Source organism: Mucilaginibacter sp. PAMB04274, from assembly GCF_039634385.2.
GTDB lineage: Bacteria > Bacteroidota > Bacteroidia > Sphingobacteriales > Sphingobacteriaceae > Mucilaginibacter.
Genome location: NZ_CP155081.2, coordinates 2,152,602 through 2,169,435, shown reverse-complemented (window position 1 = coordinate 2,169,435; position 16,834 = coordinate 2,152,602). Strand labels below are relative to the sequence as shown.

At 44.6% G+C, this 16,834-nt stretch carries 17 protein-coding genes; 10 read left to right on the top strand and 7 right to left on the bottom strand.

The window, feature by feature from the left end; translation table 11 throughout:
- Positions 1-6: 6 nt before the first annotated feature.
- Positions 7-465 (bottom strand): nuclear transport factor 2 family protein, encoded by a 459-nt coding sequence (locus ABDD95_RS09180; RefSeq protein ID WP_345951588.1) that lies wholly within the window; start codon positions 463-465, stop codon positions 7-9.
- Between the two features lie 221 nt (positions 466-686).
- Between ABDD95_RS09180 and ABDD95_RS09175 the strand changes: the two genes are divergently transcribed.
- Together ABDD95_RS09175 and ABDD95_RS09170 are read left to right on the top strand one after the other, a co-directional pair.
- Positions 687-1,865, top strand: coding sequence for a histidine kinase (locus ABDD95_RS09175; protein ID WP_345951587.1), 1,179 nt, complete (start codon positions 687-689; stop codon positions 1,863-1,865).
- Complete coding sequence (locus ABDD95_RS09170) at positions 1,828-2,562, top strand: response regulator (protein ID WP_345951586.1); 735 nt, start codon at positions 1,828-1,830, stop codon at positions 2,560-2,562. The genes ABDD95_RS09175 and ABDD95_RS09170 overlap by 38 nt, the downstream gene beginning before the upstream one ends.
- 665 nt (positions 2,563-3,227) lie before the next feature.
- Here the strand turns inward: ABDD95_RS09170 and ABDD95_RS09165 are convergent.
- Together ABDD95_RS09165 and ABDD95_RS09160 are read right to left on the bottom strand one after the other, a co-directional pair.
- Positions 3,228-4,130 (bottom strand): AraC family transcriptional regulator, encoded by a 903-nt coding sequence (locus ABDD95_RS09165; protein WP_345951585.1) that lies wholly within the window; start codon positions 4,128-4,130, stop codon positions 3,228-3,230.
- A gap of 21 nt (positions 4,131-4,151) precedes the next feature.
- Positions 4,152-5,081, bottom strand: coding sequence for an alpha/beta fold hydrolase (locus ABDD95_RS09160; RefSeq protein ID WP_345951584.1), 930 nt, complete (start codon positions 5,079-5,081; stop codon positions 4,152-4,154).
- 340 nt (positions 5,082-5,421) lie between these two features.
- On the opposite strand from ABDD95_RS09160, the gene ABDD95_RS09155 reads away from it, so the two are divergent.
- Both ABDD95_RS09155 and ABDD95_RS09150 read left to right on the top strand, forming a co-directional pair.
- Entirely contained in the window at positions 5,422-6,000 is a 579-nt protein-coding gene (locus ABDD95_RS09155) for a TetR/AcrR family transcriptional regulator (RefSeq protein ID WP_345951583.1), read from the top strand.
- A gap of 50 nt (positions 6,001-6,050) precedes the next feature.
- The gene (locus ABDD95_RS09150) at positions 6,051-6,827 is read left to right on the top strand and encodes an SDR family oxidoreductase (RefSeq protein ID WP_345951582.1); all 777 of its coding nucleotides are present in this window, start codon (positions 6,051-6,053) and stop codon (positions 6,825-6,827) included.
- 82 nt (positions 6,828-6,909) lie between these two features.
- Here the strand turns inward: ABDD95_RS09150 and ABDD95_RS09145 are convergent, their stop codons facing one another.
- Positions 6,910-8,022: an FAD-dependent monooxygenase gene (locus ABDD95_RS09145; protein WP_345951581.1), complete on the bottom strand. Its 1,113-nt coding sequence runs from the start codon at positions 8,020-8,022 to the stop codon at positions 6,910-6,912.
- A gap of 99 nt (positions 8,023-8,121) precedes the next feature.
- Here ABDD95_RS09145 and ABDD95_RS09140 point away from each other — a divergent pair, with 99 nt between their 5' ends.
- The gene (locus tag ABDD95_RS09140; protein WP_345951580.1) at positions 8,122-9,093 is read left to right on the top strand and encodes an AraC family transcriptional regulator; all 972 of its coding nucleotides are present in this window, start codon (positions 8,122-8,124) and stop codon (positions 9,091-9,093) included.
- Here the strand turns inward: ABDD95_RS09140 and uvrA are convergent.
- On the bottom strand, positions 9,085-11,610 hold the full coding sequence (gene uvrA / locus ABDD95_RS09135) for an excinuclease ABC subunit UvrA (protein WP_345951579.1): 2,526 nt from the start codon (positions 11,608-11,610) through the stop codon (positions 9,085-9,087). The two genes, ABDD95_RS09140 and uvrA, sit on opposite strands and share 9 nt — an antisense overlap.
- A 186-nt stretch (positions 11,611-11,796) precedes the next feature.
- Between uvrA and ABDD95_RS09130 the strand changes: the two genes are divergently transcribed.
- From ABDD95_RS09130 to ABDD95_RS09110, 5 genes are read left to right on the top strand one after another with little or no spacing between them, the layout of a single operon-like run.
- Entirely contained in the window at positions 11,797-12,216 is a 420-nt protein-coding gene (locus tag ABDD95_RS09130) for a MarR family transcriptional regulator (protein WP_345951578.1), read from the top strand.
- Positions 12,217-12,618, top strand: a complete 402-nt coding sequence (locus ABDD95_RS09125; protein WP_345951577.1) for a DoxX family membrane protein — start codon at positions 12,217-12,219, stop codon at positions 12,616-12,618. It abuts the gene before it with no gap.
- 23 nt (positions 12,619-12,641) lie between these two features.
- Complete coding sequence (locus ABDD95_RS09120; protein ID WP_345951576.1) at positions 12,642-13,319, top strand: type 1 glutamine amidotransferase domain-containing protein; 678 nt, start codon at positions 12,642-12,644, stop codon at positions 13,317-13,319.
- Positions 13,320-13,344: 25 nt separating this feature from the next.
- Positions 13,345-13,767: an organic hydroperoxide resistance protein gene (locus tag ABDD95_RS09115; RefSeq protein WP_345951575.1), complete on the top strand. Its 423-nt coding sequence runs from the start codon at positions 13,345-13,347 to the stop codon at positions 13,765-13,767.
- A gap of 57 nt (positions 13,768-13,824) precedes the next feature.
- On the top strand, positions 13,825-14,457 hold the full coding sequence (locus ABDD95_RS09110; protein WP_345951574.1) for an NAD(P)H-dependent oxidoreductase: 633 nt from the start codon (positions 13,825-13,827) through the stop codon (positions 14,455-14,457).
- Between the two features lie 331 nt (positions 14,458-14,788).
- On the opposite strand, the gene ABDD95_RS09105 is transcribed toward ABDD95_RS09110, so the two are convergent.
- Positions 14,789-15,676, bottom strand: coding sequence for an NAD(P)H-binding protein (locus tag ABDD95_RS09105; protein ID WP_345951573.1), 888 nt, complete (start codon positions 15,674-15,676; stop codon positions 14,789-14,791).
- A 27-nt stretch (positions 15,677-15,703) separates the two neighbouring features.
- A complete protein-coding gene (locus ABDD95_RS09100; RefSeq protein WP_345951572.1) occupies positions 15,704-16,768 on the bottom strand; it encodes an alkene reductase in 1,065 nt (354 codons plus the stop codon).
- Between the last annotated feature and the right edge of the window lie 66 nt (positions 16,769-16,834).

The following is a 16,834-nucleotide window of genomic DNA, read 5'->3' as shown; positions in this document are numbered from 1 at the left end:
TTTAGTTTATTTACTGTTTACCGGGAATAAGTTCTCGTCTACCTGCGTACCTTGGCCGGCCACACGGCACCAATTACCAGCGGTCTTGTGATATACTTCTAAACGGCGGACCTTGATATTCAGATCACGGCCATCAACAACGACATTTACGTTGATCAGCAGGTTGACCACGGCGGTGGTGCCTTCATAAATGCGGATGAATTCGTTACCAGGTACCGGTCTAACGGACTTAAATACCAGCTTTTCTTTTTTCTGCGCTTCAATCCACTGCTGACGAGTAAACGAAATGTCACCTTTCGGACCGACCGCGATCATATCCGCACAATCAAAGCTTGTTCCGGGGCCGTGGCTTAGCAAAAGTTGCCGTATCTCCTGGCGCTCCTTAGGATAGCTCGCCGTATCGATCTGCGCGAACGCGCCGAGCGATAATGAGGTCAAAAAAATTAAGGTGAATAATGCTTTCATAGTGATCGTTTTTGTTCAAACCTACGTGCATTAGTCATACAGAAATAGGAAAGTAGCCCGGCGTAGCCATTACGAAAACATACACTTGATCTTTGTCGATCAAATCATTTCGTCGTCGACGAAATGATTTGGTGGGCAGCTTATTTACGTTTGTCGAATAAGTGAGCTATGATAGCAGGCTTTGATAGCCAATATGTATCTTAGTGTGATAATGAAGTTCGATGCAGCAGATACCATTCATTTATTCCAATAGCGCCAAATGGCGCCTTTCGCGGCATTGGTGCTTTTGGCTGCTCTGGTTCCTGTTTCAGCTAATGCTGTATTCGTTCTCGCCATCACCAGCGTTGCAGCGACAGCCCTTTCTGCACCGGCTCATCATTACATCACCAGAAACCTTGATGTATTTGATCCCAAGTATATTTTTAGCTTACACGCTGATGTATCTGGTAATCCCTAAGCTGGTGTTGCCTGGAAAGTATGCCTGGGCTACTTTAAGCGCGATTGTGTTGGTGTTTCTAACCGCGGCTCTGTCAGCGGCTTTGTCTATGACAGTGATCGACTACATACGTCATCTCAATGCGGATAAGATTTCACCAATTATTGCACGCGAGCCCCATCCGGCATTTTATGTGCAATTCGGCGTAGCTCTGCTCGCCGGTCTACGGGGTAGTATCACAGTAGGCGGTGTAGCCGCTGCGATTAAGCTAATGAAGTGCTTTTATGAAAGGCAACAAGCCGCACTCATGCTAGAGAAGGAGAAAGCAAATGCCGAGCTGCAAATGTTAAAGGCGCAGTTGCATCCGCATTTTTTATTCAACACACTCAACAATATATACTCGTTCACACAAGAAGTTTCTGAAAAGGCATCGGGAATGATCATGGGACTATCTCAATTACTTCGCTATATCCTTTATGATTGCAGCCAACCATTAGTGCCGCTTGATAAAGAGCTGAAAATGATCAAAGATTATTTCGCGCTGGAATCAGCACGGTATGACCAGGGTTTAGATATTTCCGTTCAGATGCCCAAAGCAACTGACCATTTTATTGCTCCCTTAATGCTTTTGCCCTTCATCGAAAACGCGTTCAAGCACGGTGCAAGCCAGGTAACCGAGAGCCCTTGGATCAGTCTTACAATCTCACTTGACAACGATGAACTTTCCATGAAACTGATCAATGGACAACCGGTCAACGGCAAAAACCTGAACCCGGGAATCGGAATCGCTAATGTTCGTAAACGTCTGGAGCTATTGTATCCCGGTCAACATGAACTGGTGATCAATGATGAAGAAGAGATGTACATTGTTAACTTGAGGATCACGTTGGCAACCGGCTTTGCTGAGGGGGTCAAAACTGTTTATCATGGAACCGATCAAAAAATACAACTGCCTCATCATTGATGACGAGCCGCCTGCGAGAGAAGTATTGCGACGTTATATTACGCAGATACCGATGCTTGACCTCATCGGGGAATGCGGTAATGCAGTGCAGGCCATCAGCAAGCTCAAACAACACCGTATCGATTTGTTGTTCTTGGATATCCAGATGCCACAGATCACAGGGCTGGATCTGGTCGGCACATTGGTTAATCCGCCAAAAATCATCCTGACGACCGCTTTTGAACAATACGCGGTCAAGGCCTTTGAATTAGATGTTACAGATTACCTGGTCAAGCCTATACGTTTTGAACGTCTCCTAAAAGCGGTATTTAAAGCGCTGCCCGAGCAGGAGGCCCGCTATGGAATCCAAACATCAGGTAAAACTCAGGATACTGCGGATCAAGCTTTCCTGTACTTTCGAGCTGACCGTAAAATGATAAAGGTTATGCTCAAGGATATTCAATACATTGAGAGCTTAAAGGATTATGTAAGAATAAACACAACCAAAGAACCGGTCATTACCAAATACGCGATAACTTCGCTTGAGGCTATGCTTCCATCGTCCTCATTTATAAGAGTCCATCGTTCTTATTTGGTAGCACTCGATAAGATAGATTCTTATACCCAAGATGAAATAACCATTTCAAACAACGTGATTCCTATTGGTAAGATTTACCGGTTGCAGGTATTGAATATTTTGGCAGAAGCTAACGGTTGACACATTCGGGATTTCAAGAAAATTATAAAAAGCTTAATCATTAAGCACATTTCATAGATCTGATATTTTACTTCTTGGTTTTAGAAAAAAACTGCCTTTCACTTAGAACAACCTAAAAATAACCTTTCGTAGCCGATCCAGGTGTCCATCATTCCAAAGGCCTACAGACCGGTCAGCGGTGTGAGTGCATAGCCAAACTCAGTAAGATGATCTCTGCCTCGGCATATTCTTGATCCTGAACACCTTATTTGGTTCAGTCGTGTTTTGCTATTTTCAGCCAAATATCGGTATTGTTGTAATGTGAACCTCAACATCGCGAGCTTTATGGACTAAAGGATGGTCTCATTGATTCTTTAAAGGTAACCGGGTAATTACCGGCCTGATGCAATAGCAATTTCTGTCGGTAGGAAACCGCCAGTTACAATATGGCGGTTTCCTAAATAAACAGAATTGTCAATGCGAATAAAGTTGGTATGAAATTTCAGATCAAAATCGTAGTCATCTTTGCATTGTTTCCCCCTTGTAGTGATCTTAATTCGAAATTCAGAGTCTTCCCATTATGCTTTTTGATTTCTGGCATCTGCTTTTAGTTTACTAACCAATGCTTGTTAAGTAATCTAACATCCGCTATAGCTTGTTAAGGATGGTCGTATATCTCGGTGTGCTTAATTGAAAGAACGTCTGAAATCCAAAGGCGACATATTAGTTTTGAGCTTGAAGAGTTTACTAAAGGACTGGGGATGTTCGAATCCCAATTGATAGGCTATCTCGCTTATCGAAGCCTGGCTCGTCGATAACTGCTCCTTTGCTTTTTCAATTAGGTAGTTATGAATGTGTTGTTGTGCATTTTGCCCGGTAATTGATCGTAGCATATCACTTAAATAACTGGCACTAACGTTTAATTGCGCTGAAAGGAACTGAACAGTCGGAAGTCCGTGCTTGGCGGTGTGTGGTGACTGGAAGTAGGCTTGCAAAATCTCTTCTGCTCTTTGAAGCAAATCACTGCTTACCGCCTTACGGGTAATGAATTGCCGGCTATAGAACCGGTTGGAGTGATTCAGCAGCAATTCGATCTGAGAGATTACAACATCCTGGCTAAAATTATCAATTCTGCCTTTTAATTCTTCTTCAATACTTTGAAAAACAGAAATGATAATGGATTTTTCCTTTTCGGACAGATGCAGCGCTTCATGGGTAGAATAGGAAAAAAATCCATACGCTTTAATCTTCCTGCCAAGTTCGTAACCCAGTAAAAAATCCGGGTGGAAAAGTAAAGTATAACCCGATTGATCACTGAGTGGTTCGTGGCCTCCTGTGATCTGGTTCGGCGATACAAAAAACATTCCCCCTTCATCGAAATCGTAGTAATGCTGTCCATATTTGAACTTTCCCTGGAGATTCATCTTATAAGAGATCTTGTAAAAATTTAATATGTGCGGGTCGGGAAGCCTTTCCAACGGAACGTTACCTGTGGCGTTATTGATCAAACTTACCAGGGGGTGCATAGGCGCCGGCATGTCCAGCGCGTTATGCAACCTTGATAAAGAATCGAATCTATGATTAGACATTTCATCTTTCATATTGTCTTTTTATAATTTACTTTCAATGCTGCCTAATGCTCCCTGTACACCGTTAAGGCTTTTCTTGGCGTCTTCCCAACTTGCGTCGTTCGTATCAAATGCACTCCGAATATATGCCAAAATGCTTTCACATACAAAGGCAACACGCCCGGGATTTTCATCACTTGTCTCAAGGGCATCATACCCTGATATGCCACCAAAGATGTGCTCGGCGCCAAACACGGTCAGCAGATCCTTCGGGCCCGGGCTTTGGTAATAAGCGTCGGCACGCCAATTGTCCAAATCAGAAAACATCGGGTTTTTGTCTTTGTCGCCGTTCACAATAAGCGCTGGCAAAGTCATCGAGCCAAAATTAGAAGCCGCCAATACCGGATAATGATGCCTTACTGCGCCGGTCAATCCTTCCGGACCGCCAGGCAGGCCAATCATTACAGGAGCTTTTATCCGCGGTTCGGTTAAATTCACAATGTTGCCGGTTAAAGGGTCAGTAACTTCCATACCGGCCAGCATAGCAACCGTATGGCCGCCTAATGAATGGCCAATAGCCGCAATGTTTTCCTGATCAACCCTACCGGCTAAACCGGGTACAGTGGCTATGATTTGGTCCAGATGATCCAGGATAAATTTTAGGTCGGCCGGCCGCGAACTCCAAAACAAGGGTGCTTCGGGAAGGGATGCGGGAAGCCCAAGTGCTTTAGAATTTTGATGCGTAGGTTGGATGACCACAAACCCTTGTGCGGCAAAAAAATCAGCAACAGGGCCATAACCTCGGTAAGATGAAAGAAAGTTAGACGCACCATGCCCATGCGAAAGAAGAATAACCGGCAGGTTGTTTCCGCTGGCCGGAGCCGAAACTTTCATTTCCAGGTCCACGTGACGGCCGGAGACAGGTAACACAACGGGACTAAAACTGATGATTGGAGTTTGTGACTGTTTCATTTTTTATTAATTTTTTGATATAGTCAAAGGTCATCAGCTTTCAGCTCCCGGGCGTAGTGAAATCGGGGCATTACTTAGCCAAACTCCGGAAAAGGTAGCGATGGCCAGGTGAAGAATGTTAAAGCGACATTGACGGCATTACCAACGATACAAGGTTTGAACACACTTGCCGTGTTTTGCTTCTATTACTTACAGAGACACGATTAAAACTATTCACCGCGAAGATGACCGATCTTACTAATCAAATCTTCTTGAGACATTCGCAAAGCAGGCTGACAATCCCATGATTATGACTCAAATCTGAAACACTTGTTTCAGATTTGAGTACCTTTGTAACCTCATGGCCAGGAATGTAGAATTTAACGAAGCTGTAGCGATCCAGAAAGCAATGGAAGTTTTCTGGAAGAAAGGCTATAATGCTACCTCGCTGCGCGACCTTACCGATGCCATGCAGATCAACAGCAGCAGCCTGTATAACACCATTGGCGACAAGCAGGAACTATTTGTGCGTTGTGTGCAGCACTACACCAATATCAGGAAACAGGATTGGGACAAGCGCTTAACGAGTAAAAGGTCGCCATTGTCGGTGTTAGTAGATTACATTCATGAAGCAGTGAATATCATTATAAACGGTGAAGATGGCTGCATGGCGGTGAAAAGTGCGTTTGAGGTAGCTACGAATGACGAGCGCGTTAAGCAGATATTGGTAGCTGATGATCAGCGTTCTTACCAGTTTTTACATGATCTTATCCAAAAAGCGATGGATAAAGGCGAGATCCGCAATGATGAAGATCCGGCTTTGCTGGCCGATTATTTCAACAGCACCTGGACGGGCTGGTACGAGTCTTACATCCTGCACAAAGACCCGATCAAGATCAAGCGCATGGCGGAATACTTTATTAAACAATTAACCAAATAATTTTTTTAACCTATTCTGAAACAAATGTTTCAGAATTTTACAACAGCAACATGGAATTAAAAGATTTAAAAGGAAAAAGAGCACTTGTAACCGGTGGTACAAAAGGTATAGGTAAAGCAATTGCCGACCAATTAGCAGAAGCAGGTGCAACAGTTATAATTAGTGCCCGAGCAAAGCCCGAGGATACAACTCATCACTTTATCGCGGCAGACCTAACAGATGCAGATCAGGTAACGGCGCTTGCTAACGAAATAAAAAATACTTTTGGCGGCATTGATATATTGATCAATAACGTAGGCGGGCTAACCACACCAGGTGGCGGGCATAGCACACTTACCGATGCACACTGGCAACAGGAGTTGGATCTCAATCTGATCTCTGCCATCAGGCTCGACAGAATATCGCTACTACAAATGATAGAACAAAAAAGCGGCGTGATCATACATATATCATCTGTTGCTGGTAAACAAGCATTATGGAACCTGAACTTGGCTTATGCTGTTTCGAAAGCCGCGCTGAACAGTTACAGTAAAGCCCTGGCCACCGAACTGGCCGACAAAGGCATACGGGTGCTTACTGTTGCACCTGGCGCTACCAGAACAGAACCGATGGTCAAATTCTTGAACGACTACGCAACTTCAGCTGGAATTACACCGGAAGAGGGAATGAAACAACTGATGGCACAAACCGGCGGAATACCGATGGGCCGTATGGCCGAGCCGGTAGAAGTGGCTCAGCTCGTGCACTTTTTGGTGTCACCATCTGCTGCTTACCTGACAGGAACTATATACGCTATTGATGGCGGTTCGTTACCTGTGGTAGGATAGCCAACCTTAAGCCAAATTTGAAGTCTTCACAAATTTTCGAAGTATATAACAAGGTCTGGTCGCAATGACCGGACCTTATTAATCACTCCTGTTGATTAGTCCAAGCCTCAAAAGATGCCTGTAGCTCCTCCAGCGTTTCGGGCAATTGTACCCGTAGCGAACTGTCAACACGTGCATGAACACTTTCTACAAACGGCCTGAAGCCTTCGTTATACTTTTTAAACGCAATTTGGTGATCTTCGTTGGCGTGCAGCTCTTTGGCTAATAACGTTGCGCCCTGCATAGCCAAACTGGTACCCATGCCGGTGAAAAAGCTTGGTGCATAAGCGGCATCGCCAATCAATGCTACCCTACCTTTTGTCCAGGTTGGCATTTGGATCTGGCAGGCCTCATCAAAATAAAGATCATTGGCTTTAAGCATGGCTTCTAATATTTCCGGCAGCTTCCAATTGGAGTTGCCTGCAAAGTATTCCCTTAAAATTTGCTTTGGCCGCTCGCGATCACGGTAATGCCAATCGAGTTTGGGTGCACGGAATACAAGGATGGCATTCGCCGCATCTTTAAACTGAAAGATCACTGCCTGCTTACCCAGTTCGCGATACACAATACCCGTAGATTTTGGCCGACCGGTTTGGATATGATCCGCAGCAGCAAATGCAAAGTAAACTCCCAAGAATTTCTTAAAGTCATTTTCGGGACCGAATACAAGCCTCCTCACAGTAGAATGGGTACCATCAGCGCCGAATACATAGTCGTAAGCATTGCTTTCGCCTTTTTCGAAGGATACTTCCACACGATCATCATGCTGGGTTAATTTGGATATACTATTGCCAAAAACTATCTCCACCTCATTTTTTGGAATGGACTCATAAATAATTTTCACAAGGTCGCCACGGTGTATTTCAATGTCACCCAGATACTCCGGCAAACTATTAATGGCAAACCTGGCAAGTGTTTGATCGTCTGCACCCACAATCTCATCGGTGTGTATAAACTCATTGGCTTTTATTTGATTATAGATGCCCATTTCTATTGCTACGTTTAGGGCGTCGCCACGTACATCAATCGGTGATCCGGCTGTTCTCAGGTCTTTGCCTAATTCTACTACAGTTACGCCGTAACCAAATTTATTTAACCAATAGGCCAGCGTTAACCCCGCAAAGCTGGCTCCGGATATTAAGACTTGTTTTTTCATTGCTTCAATTATTTTGTAATAACACGTTGTTGATAAGGCAAAACTAATTGTAGCTTTACAAGTAAAATATCCCATAGACTAATATTTTTAATCGAAAAGATGAATATGGACACCACTGCTGATAATCCCAAGAGCATACTCGAGTTTACAAATAAATTAGGGGTGGTTTTGGAAGACGTGTTGCAACACGTTCAGGTTACGCTGTTTAAAGGGCTTACTTTTTTACCCGAGATGGCCATGCACTTTGGCTCGTTTTACGTATTAGACGACTTTACCCGTGTAACGGGGCAATCGGATATATTAGATGGTATCGGCATTGTCTTCCACAACATTTTTGAGGGCAACGCAGATAACGGATCAAATAAGCAGAGAAACACGGCGCCGATGGAACCGCCTTATGTACGCATCTTCCCATATACCCTCCGTCAATCTTTAGATTTTAAGAAGAACACCCATGTTTCTCATGTCTCTATCAGCATCAGCGCCGGGTATCTGATAAACTTTTTAAAGGAAGAAGCAGAGCATTTTGATTACCTTTTTGACAGCGCCAATAATTTCTGGATAGAAGAATTGATGACAGATGATATTCTACGCACAGTAAACGATATTGTAAAAAAGGAAGAGCCGGGTGCCATGAAGAGTTTTTATTACAAAACAAAGGCGATGGAATTGCTTTACCATTTGTTCACCAGTTTAAAAAAGCGCGATGGTGCAAAGGGTGTAAAACTGAGCGCGAAGGACGTCAAAGCTATTTATCTCGTTCGCGACAAGATTGTTTCTTCCCTAAGTGAGCCCAAAAGCATCGATATCTTAAAGCAAATTGCAGGCATGAACGAATTGAAGCTACGCAAAATTTTCACACAAGTATTTGGCATGGGTATTTATGACTATTACCAGCATTTACGCATGAAAGAAGCCGCGCGGCTGATGCGCGAAGAAAGATTTTCGGTATCAGAAGCGGGCTACGAAATGGGATTTGAAAACCTTGGGCATTTTACCAAAGTGTTTGAAAAGCATATAGGTAAAAAGCCTAAAAAATATATTCAAAGCACAATGAACGCCTTAAAGTAAGTGTTTGGCAAGATAGGGCGCTGTTCGGCTCTGCTGATTCTTAACGATGTTTACTGGCTTGCCCTCCCCTACAATACGACCACCGGCATCACCAGCACCTGGCCCAATATCGATCACCCAATCACTGGCTGCAATAACGTCCATATCATGCTCTACCAGTATTACCGTATTTCCGGCATCAACCAACCGGTTTAACTGAGTAAGCAAACGTTCCACATCAGATGGATGCAGGCCAGTGGTAGGTTCGTCTAAGATGTAAAGGGTTTGGCCATGCTGGGCTCGCTGTAGTTCCGTTGCCAGTTTGATGCGCTGCGCCTCACCACCACTCAGCTCGGTAGCTGGCTGACCCAGCCGCAGATACCCTAAGCCAACTTCAACAACTACATCAAGTGCCCTGCCGATAGCCGGCTCCTCATTAAAAAAGGTTGCGGCCTCGTTAACGGTCAGTCCCAAAACCTCGGCAATATTCTTGTCTTTATATTTTACTTCCAGCGTTTTGGGGTTGTAGCGGGTACCGCCGCAAGTTGGACAAGGTGTATAAACACTCGGCAGGAACAACAGTTCAACCATCACCATCCCCTCCCCTTCGCAATGCGGACAACGGCCCTTGGCCACGTTAAAGGAAAATTGCCCTGCGTCGAACTTACGGGATTTGGCCGCCTTTGTAGCTGCAAATAATTTGCGTACATGGTCGAACAAGCCAGTATAGGTGGCCAGGTTAGATCGCGGGGTACGGCCAATAGGCTTTTGGTCCACCACCACTAACCTTTTAATGCCTTTCATTCCACTAATGATCCGGCCGCCCAGCGTCTGTACTTCTGTTTGTTCAAGCGGGTCTCCCTCTGTATCATCGGTCAATTCAATTTTTAAGCCTAACTGTTCTGCTACCAGTTCTACCAGTACCTGGCTTACCAGGCTGCTTTTACCTGAACCGGATACACCGGTCACACTCGTTAATACGCCTAATGGAAAGGCTGCGTTCAACTCGGAGAGGTTGTTTCGGGTGATGCCTTCCAGCTTCAGCCAGTCTTTCGGTGTTCTTGGCTCAATACTTTTCTTACCCGTGTTATTATATATATAATGCCTGGTTAGAGATTCGTTCACCTCCTGTAAACCTTCGGGCACTCCGCTATATAAGATATGTCCGCCTTGCTCGCCCGCGGCCGGGCCAACATCAACTATCCAGTCTGCATGGCGGATCACATCGATCTCATGTTCAACTACGAACAGAGAATTACCCGCAGCTTTCAGTTTATCCAATGCCCGTAAAAGAGCCTCGGTATCCGCAGGGTGAAGCCCGGCTGATGGTTCGTCCAAAACATAAACTACCCCGAACAGATTGGAGCGTACCTGTGTTGCCAGTCGCAGTCGTTGTAACTCACCTGGAGACAAGGTTGGGGTGCTTCTTTCAATGGTTAGGTAACCCAAGCCCAGGTCCAGCATTACTTGCAGCCGTGCAACCAAGTCTTCGGCTATGCGTTTAGCTACCTCAACTTTTTCGGGAGAAATTGACTGGATTTTTTTTAATGCTGCAGCTTCGCCGGTTCCATAAGGTGCGAATATTGTTGCCAGCTTATCCAGTGCAAGCCGTGACAGTTCGGCAATATCATAACCCGCAAACTTGACCGATAAGGATTCTTGGCGCAAACGCTTACCTTTACAAAGGGGGCACTCGCTGCTGATCATATACTGGCTTACACGCTTTTTCATCAGTGCGCTCTGGGAGTTGGCAAATGTGTGCCGCACATACCGGCGGGCACCGGTAAAAGTGCCCATGTAATCCGGCTGACGTTTGTTCCTTATAAAGCGTTTGATCTCCTCGTGCGAATAGCCGGAATAAACCGGTACTACGGGCTGTTCTTCTGTAAACAGGATCCATTCCCGGTCCTTTTTTGGGATGTCCTTCCATGGTACATCAATATCATAGCCCATAGTGGTCAGGATATCCCGCTGGTTTTGCCCCTGCCAAGCCGAGGGCCAGGCAGCGATGGCTTTTTCACGGATGGTAAGCGTATCATCGGGAACCATCGTCTTTTCGGTGATCTCATAAACACGGCCTAAGCCATGGCATTCGGTACAGGCACCTTCCGGTGTATTAGGCGAAAAAGATTCTGCATAAATGATGCCCTGCCCATCAGGATAATCTCCGGCACGTGAATACAGCATGCGCAGTAAGTTAGATAAGGTGGTAACGCTACCCACCGACGAGCGGGTGCTAACGGCCCCGCGCTGTTGCTGCAAGGCAACAGCAGGCGGCAGTCCTTCAATTTCGTCCACCTCGGGGATAGCCATTTGATTGAACAGACGCCGGGCGTAGGGTGAAACCGATTCGAGGTAGCGCCGCTGCGCCTCGGCATATAGCGTTCCGAAAGCCAGGGAAGATTTGCCCGAACCGGAAATGCCGGTAAATACCACTAAGGCATTACGTGGAATGTCAAGATCGACATTTTTAAGATTATGCTCACGTGCGCCGCGCACCTTAACAAAGCCAGGAAATTCTTTATTGGGTTTAGCCATTGCTTTTAAACGGTAAACGGGTTGCTAAGTTTGCTGCCTAGTCGCAGCGCTTAAAAATACGGCATCACGCCTTCCGCTCTCCGAACGAATATTACCTTGCTACCCGTAGCAAATTACGTTGAGCTGAATACATTTCACAAAATTATATTGTGCAAAACATTTATTTAGAAACGACGTTTAAGAAGCATGGAAGATTTACTTAAACTCGAAAATCAGATCTGTTTTCCGGCATATGCGTTTTCAAGAAATCTGACCAATTTATACAGGCCCTTGCTGGCTGAGCTAGATATTACCTACCCACAATATTTGGTATTAATGGTACTATGGGAACATAAGCAGCAAACCGTAAATCAACTGGGCGAAAAGCTATACTTGGACACCGGAACGCTTACGCCGCTTTTAAAAAGGTTGGAACAAAAGGGAATAGTAAGCAGGATCAGAAGTAAACAAGACGAGCGTATCGTTATGATCTCTTTGACCACCTCAGGTATTCAACTGAAAGAAAGAGCGAAGCACATTCCATTGGAGTTGCTTAAATGTACCAATATGTCTATCGATGAACTTCTGCAACTAAAAGCGCTTTTAAATAAAGTTTTAAGTAAATAAATGCATACCTCCAAAACTCAAAATGTTGCCCGGATCTTACTGGGTGCTTTTCTAACCTTCGCCGGTATAAGCCATCTTACTTTCAACCGCTCTGAATTTTTAGCACAGGTGCCCAAATGGCTTCCTGTTAATCCAGATCTGACTGTTGTACTATCAGGAATAGTAGAAATTAGTTTGGGCCTGGCGCTCATTTTTATGGTTAAAAACAAAAAATGGGTGGGCATAATTGTCGCCGTGTTCTTTGTGCTGATCTTCCCGGGCAATATTTCACAGTACATTAATAAAGTAGATGCATTTGGCCTTGATACCGATAAGGCAAGGTTAATACGATTGTTTTTCCAGCCTGTCCTTATCCTGTGGGCGCTTTGGAGTACCAATGCGCTCAAAAAGAAAAATTTATAGTTATATCATTAAAAAACTAAACAATGAAAGTTTTATTTGTAGTTACCTCACACGATGAATTGGGCAACACAGGCCACAAAACAGGTTTTTGGGTTGAAGAATTTGCCGCGCCATATTATAAGTTTACTGATGCAGGTTACGAGGTTGTAGTTGCCACACCTAAAGGCGGGCAGGCACCTATTGACCCTAATAGCGAAGCACCCTCAGCACAAACCGATGCTACTAAACGCTATTATGATGATGCCAAAGTGCAGGATGTTATTGCCCACACCCACAAGCTTACTGATGTGAACGCGTCTGATTTTGATGCCGTTTTTTATCCAGGCGGCCACGGTCCGCTTTGGGATCTGGCTAACGACCCAAGATCAGCACAACTGATTTTGGATTTTTACAATAGCGGCAAATTAGTAGGCGCGGTTTGCCATGCGCCGGGCGCGTTCAAGAACGTAAAGTTTGACAATGGCGAATCGTTTGTAAAAGGCAAAAAAGTAACCGGATTTTCAAACACAGAAGAAGCTGCGGTTAAATTAACCGATGTGGTGCCCTTTTTAGTTGAAACTGAACTGCAAAATTTAGGCGCTAACTATAGCAAGGTTGATGACTGGGGCATATATGTGGTTGAAGACGGTTTATTGATTACCGGGCAAAATCCGGCCTCGTCTGAAAGTGTTGCCGAAAAAATGATCACCCGTTTAAAATAATTATCAACTGTAAAAATTACAAAAAATGAAAACGTTATATACCGCGGATGCAACCGCTACCGGAGGCCGTAATGGCCATGTAAAAAGCAGTAACGGCGTATTAGACCTGGAGGTTAGAATGCCTAAAGCACTTGGCGGCGCCAATGATGACTATACTAATCCCGAACAATTGTTCGCTGCAGGTTATGCCGCCTGTTTTGATAGTGCATTGAATTTGGTGATCAAACAGGAGAAGGTTTCCACAGGTGGCACCACCGTAACCGCTAAAGTAAGTATAGGGCAAAATGATGCCGGAGGTTTCGGTTTGGCTGTTGAACTAGATGTAAACATTAAGGATATCGATCTGGACAAGGCGAATGAATTGGTAACCAAAGCACACCAGGTTTGCCCATACTCAAATGCCACCCGTGGTAATATCGAGGTAAAATTAGCGGTTACCAATATTTAAAAATCCAACAGCGGGCTTAAAATCACTTAGGCCCGTTGTTTATAAAATTGTTATCTAATGTCATTAATAGAAGATTTAAAGTGGCGATATGCCACTAAGAAATACGATCCTAGTAAAAAAGTTAGCCAGGAAGATATAGACAAAATTGTAGAAGCCGCACGGTTGGCGCCTACTTCTTCGGGCTTGCAGCAGTTTCGGGTGCTGGTAGTTTCAAGCCAGGAGATCAAGGAAAAACTTGCGCCAAGTTCGCTTAACCAAGAGGCAATGGTAGATTGTTCGCATGTGCTGGTTTTTGCTGCCTGGGACAGGTATACCGCTGAGCGGATAGATACTATTTACGATCGCATTACCGACGAAAGAGGGCTGCCGCGTGGAAGATTTAACAGCTATACAGATAAGATCAAAAATATTTATCTGAACGAAACTCCGGAGGAGAACTTTGTGCACACTGCCCGGCAGTCATACATCGGGTTTTCAATGGCCATTGCGCAAGCTGCCGAACTAAAGATTGACAGCACTCCGGCAGAGGGTTTTGACAATGCCTTGGTTGATGAATTGCTTGACCTTAAATCGTTAGGGTTAAAAAGTGTAACCTTATTATATTTAGGATACCGTGATGAAAACGATTGGTTAGCACCGATGAAAAAAGTACGCAATCCGGTTGAAGAATTTGTAATCGAGTACAAGTAATTTTTGCCTGTTATAAGGATTGATTCTTTGGTAGAAATCAAGAATCAATCCTTAATTGAAAGCCGGTTCATCTTTATAAACGATGATGATCTATCTTTAATAGCGTACTAAGACATAGGAGTTGAACGCCCTGCCCCTACCCTTTGAACGAAGGCCAATTTGCAGGAACCATTGGGCACGTGCTTGAAAATAATCTGCCTTGTGTTCTACATAAAGTGGTCCCGATAGGCAGTTCCTGTATAATTCAGGTAACGTCCAGCGTATTTATCTCTTAAGGCTTCAAATAGATTATTTGCTTTCACTATGCGTTGTTGATATGGATCAACTGAATTTAATTGCGTAAATACGCAGCTTTGAACTCTTCAGCAAACTTTTCCAGTTTGATCTGCCCGGTCACATTAGCACCGCTGGCAAAAAAGTCCCTAGTGATTATACCTGCCCTTACACCTTGTCCCATTTCAACAATTAGTCCCACTAGTTCCTCGGGTAATCCTCCGGCAAGCATGCCCTGTTTTAGTTGTTCATCAGGAATATTTGTCCAAACCATTTCAGGTTTTCCGATAGCCTGACCAAATACTCGTGCTATCTCTGCTCCCGTCGAAACATCACTTACCACATATTTCACTTCAAAGCCGTTTCCTTTAGCTTGTAACTCATCCGCAAGGGCTGTGGAAAGATCTTCGGGATGTGTAAGGGCTAGCTGGTCGTCACTGTCATAATTGTTACCGAAGATGCCCTGGCTTTTGATCAAAGGTATATCTCTCAAAAAGTTAATGAAGAAAAATCCTGACCTCAAAACAGTTACATTTACGCCGTCTAAACCCTGTAATATCCTCTCTACACGGTGTACACCTTGTACCGGGCCGGTACCCTGAGCAGCGTCTGCGCCAACGCTGCTCAGCATAACCACGCGCGTTACGCCTGCCGCTTTAATAGCATTTGCATAAGCCTGCCCGGCTTTAGCTATGTTCTCTATCATGTTACCCGGCCCCATTGATGGCGGCATCATGGTATATACGGCGTCTGCGCCTTTAAAGGCCTCAGTCAAAAATGTTTCATCGCTTATAGAGCCGACCGCAGCCTTTGCCCCCAAAGCCTCAATTTCGCTTGTACGATCATCTTTGGTGCTGATCACGGTTACTTCGTGTCCGGCTGCGATCAGCTTTCTTACTAATGGTTGAGCTACATTTCCTAATGACCCTGTGGTTGTAATTTTCATTTTTTATGTTTTATTAGTAGTTGATAATTAATTTAATTCGGGATAATCCGTGTAGCCTTCTTCGCCGGGAGTATAAAGTGTATTATAATCCGGCTCATTTAGGGGGGCGTTTTTCTCGATCCTCCTCATAAAATCAGGATTGGCCAAAAAGCTTCTGCCAAAAGCGACCAGATCTGCTGATTCTTCCTGTAATTTGGCTTCAGCAGTTTCTGCCGTAAATCCATTGCAATAGATAATAGTATTGGCGAAGGACTTACGAATATCCTGATGTGTTTTTTCCGGAATGCCTGGATTATTTGAAATGTGCAGGTATGCGATGCCCAACTGGTTTACTTTCCGGGCTAGGTGAACGTAAGTTTCATGTACTTCGGCTTCTTCATAGGCAGGCATATCGTTGGATGTTAAAAACGGTGATATGCGCAGCCCGACCTTATCTGCTCCAATAGAAGCTACTATTTTTTGTACAATCTCCAATGTAAGGCGGCTGCGGTTCTCTGTGGATCCGCTATAATTATCCGTCCGGTTATTGATGTGCGGATTTAAAGATTGCTCCAATAGATAGCCATGCGCGCCGTGTAATTCCACACCATCAAAACCTGCAGCTATGGCATTTTCAGCTGCTTTCACATGGTCGTTTACTATACGGTCAATACCTTCTTTATCCAGGGCTGTTGGGGCGGAGTACTCCAACATACCGGTATCTGTATAAATTTCGCCTGTTGCTTTAACCGTTGACAAACCCACCACATGATATCCCTCCGGCAAATTAGAGCTATGAGCTATTCTTCCGGTATGCATCAGTTGCAAAAATATTTTAGAACCACCTTCGTGCACGGCTTCGGTCACCAGTTTCCAACCTTCCACCTGGGCATCGTTAAAAATTCCCGGAATGCGGGGATAGCCTAAACCCTCGGGGCTGGGTGATGTACCTTCAGTAACTATAAGTCCGGCACCAGACCGCTGCTGATAGTAAGTGGCCATTAATTGATTGGGAATGTTATTGATGGCACGGCTACGGGTCATGGGTGCCATCACCACATGATTCTTTAATTGTAGGGGGCCTTTGTTATAAGGCTTGAATAACTTTTTCATTTTGCAGTGTTTTTGTTTACACTACAAAGTTGCCGCTAACTGCCGCCTCATAATAGCAGCAAAAGA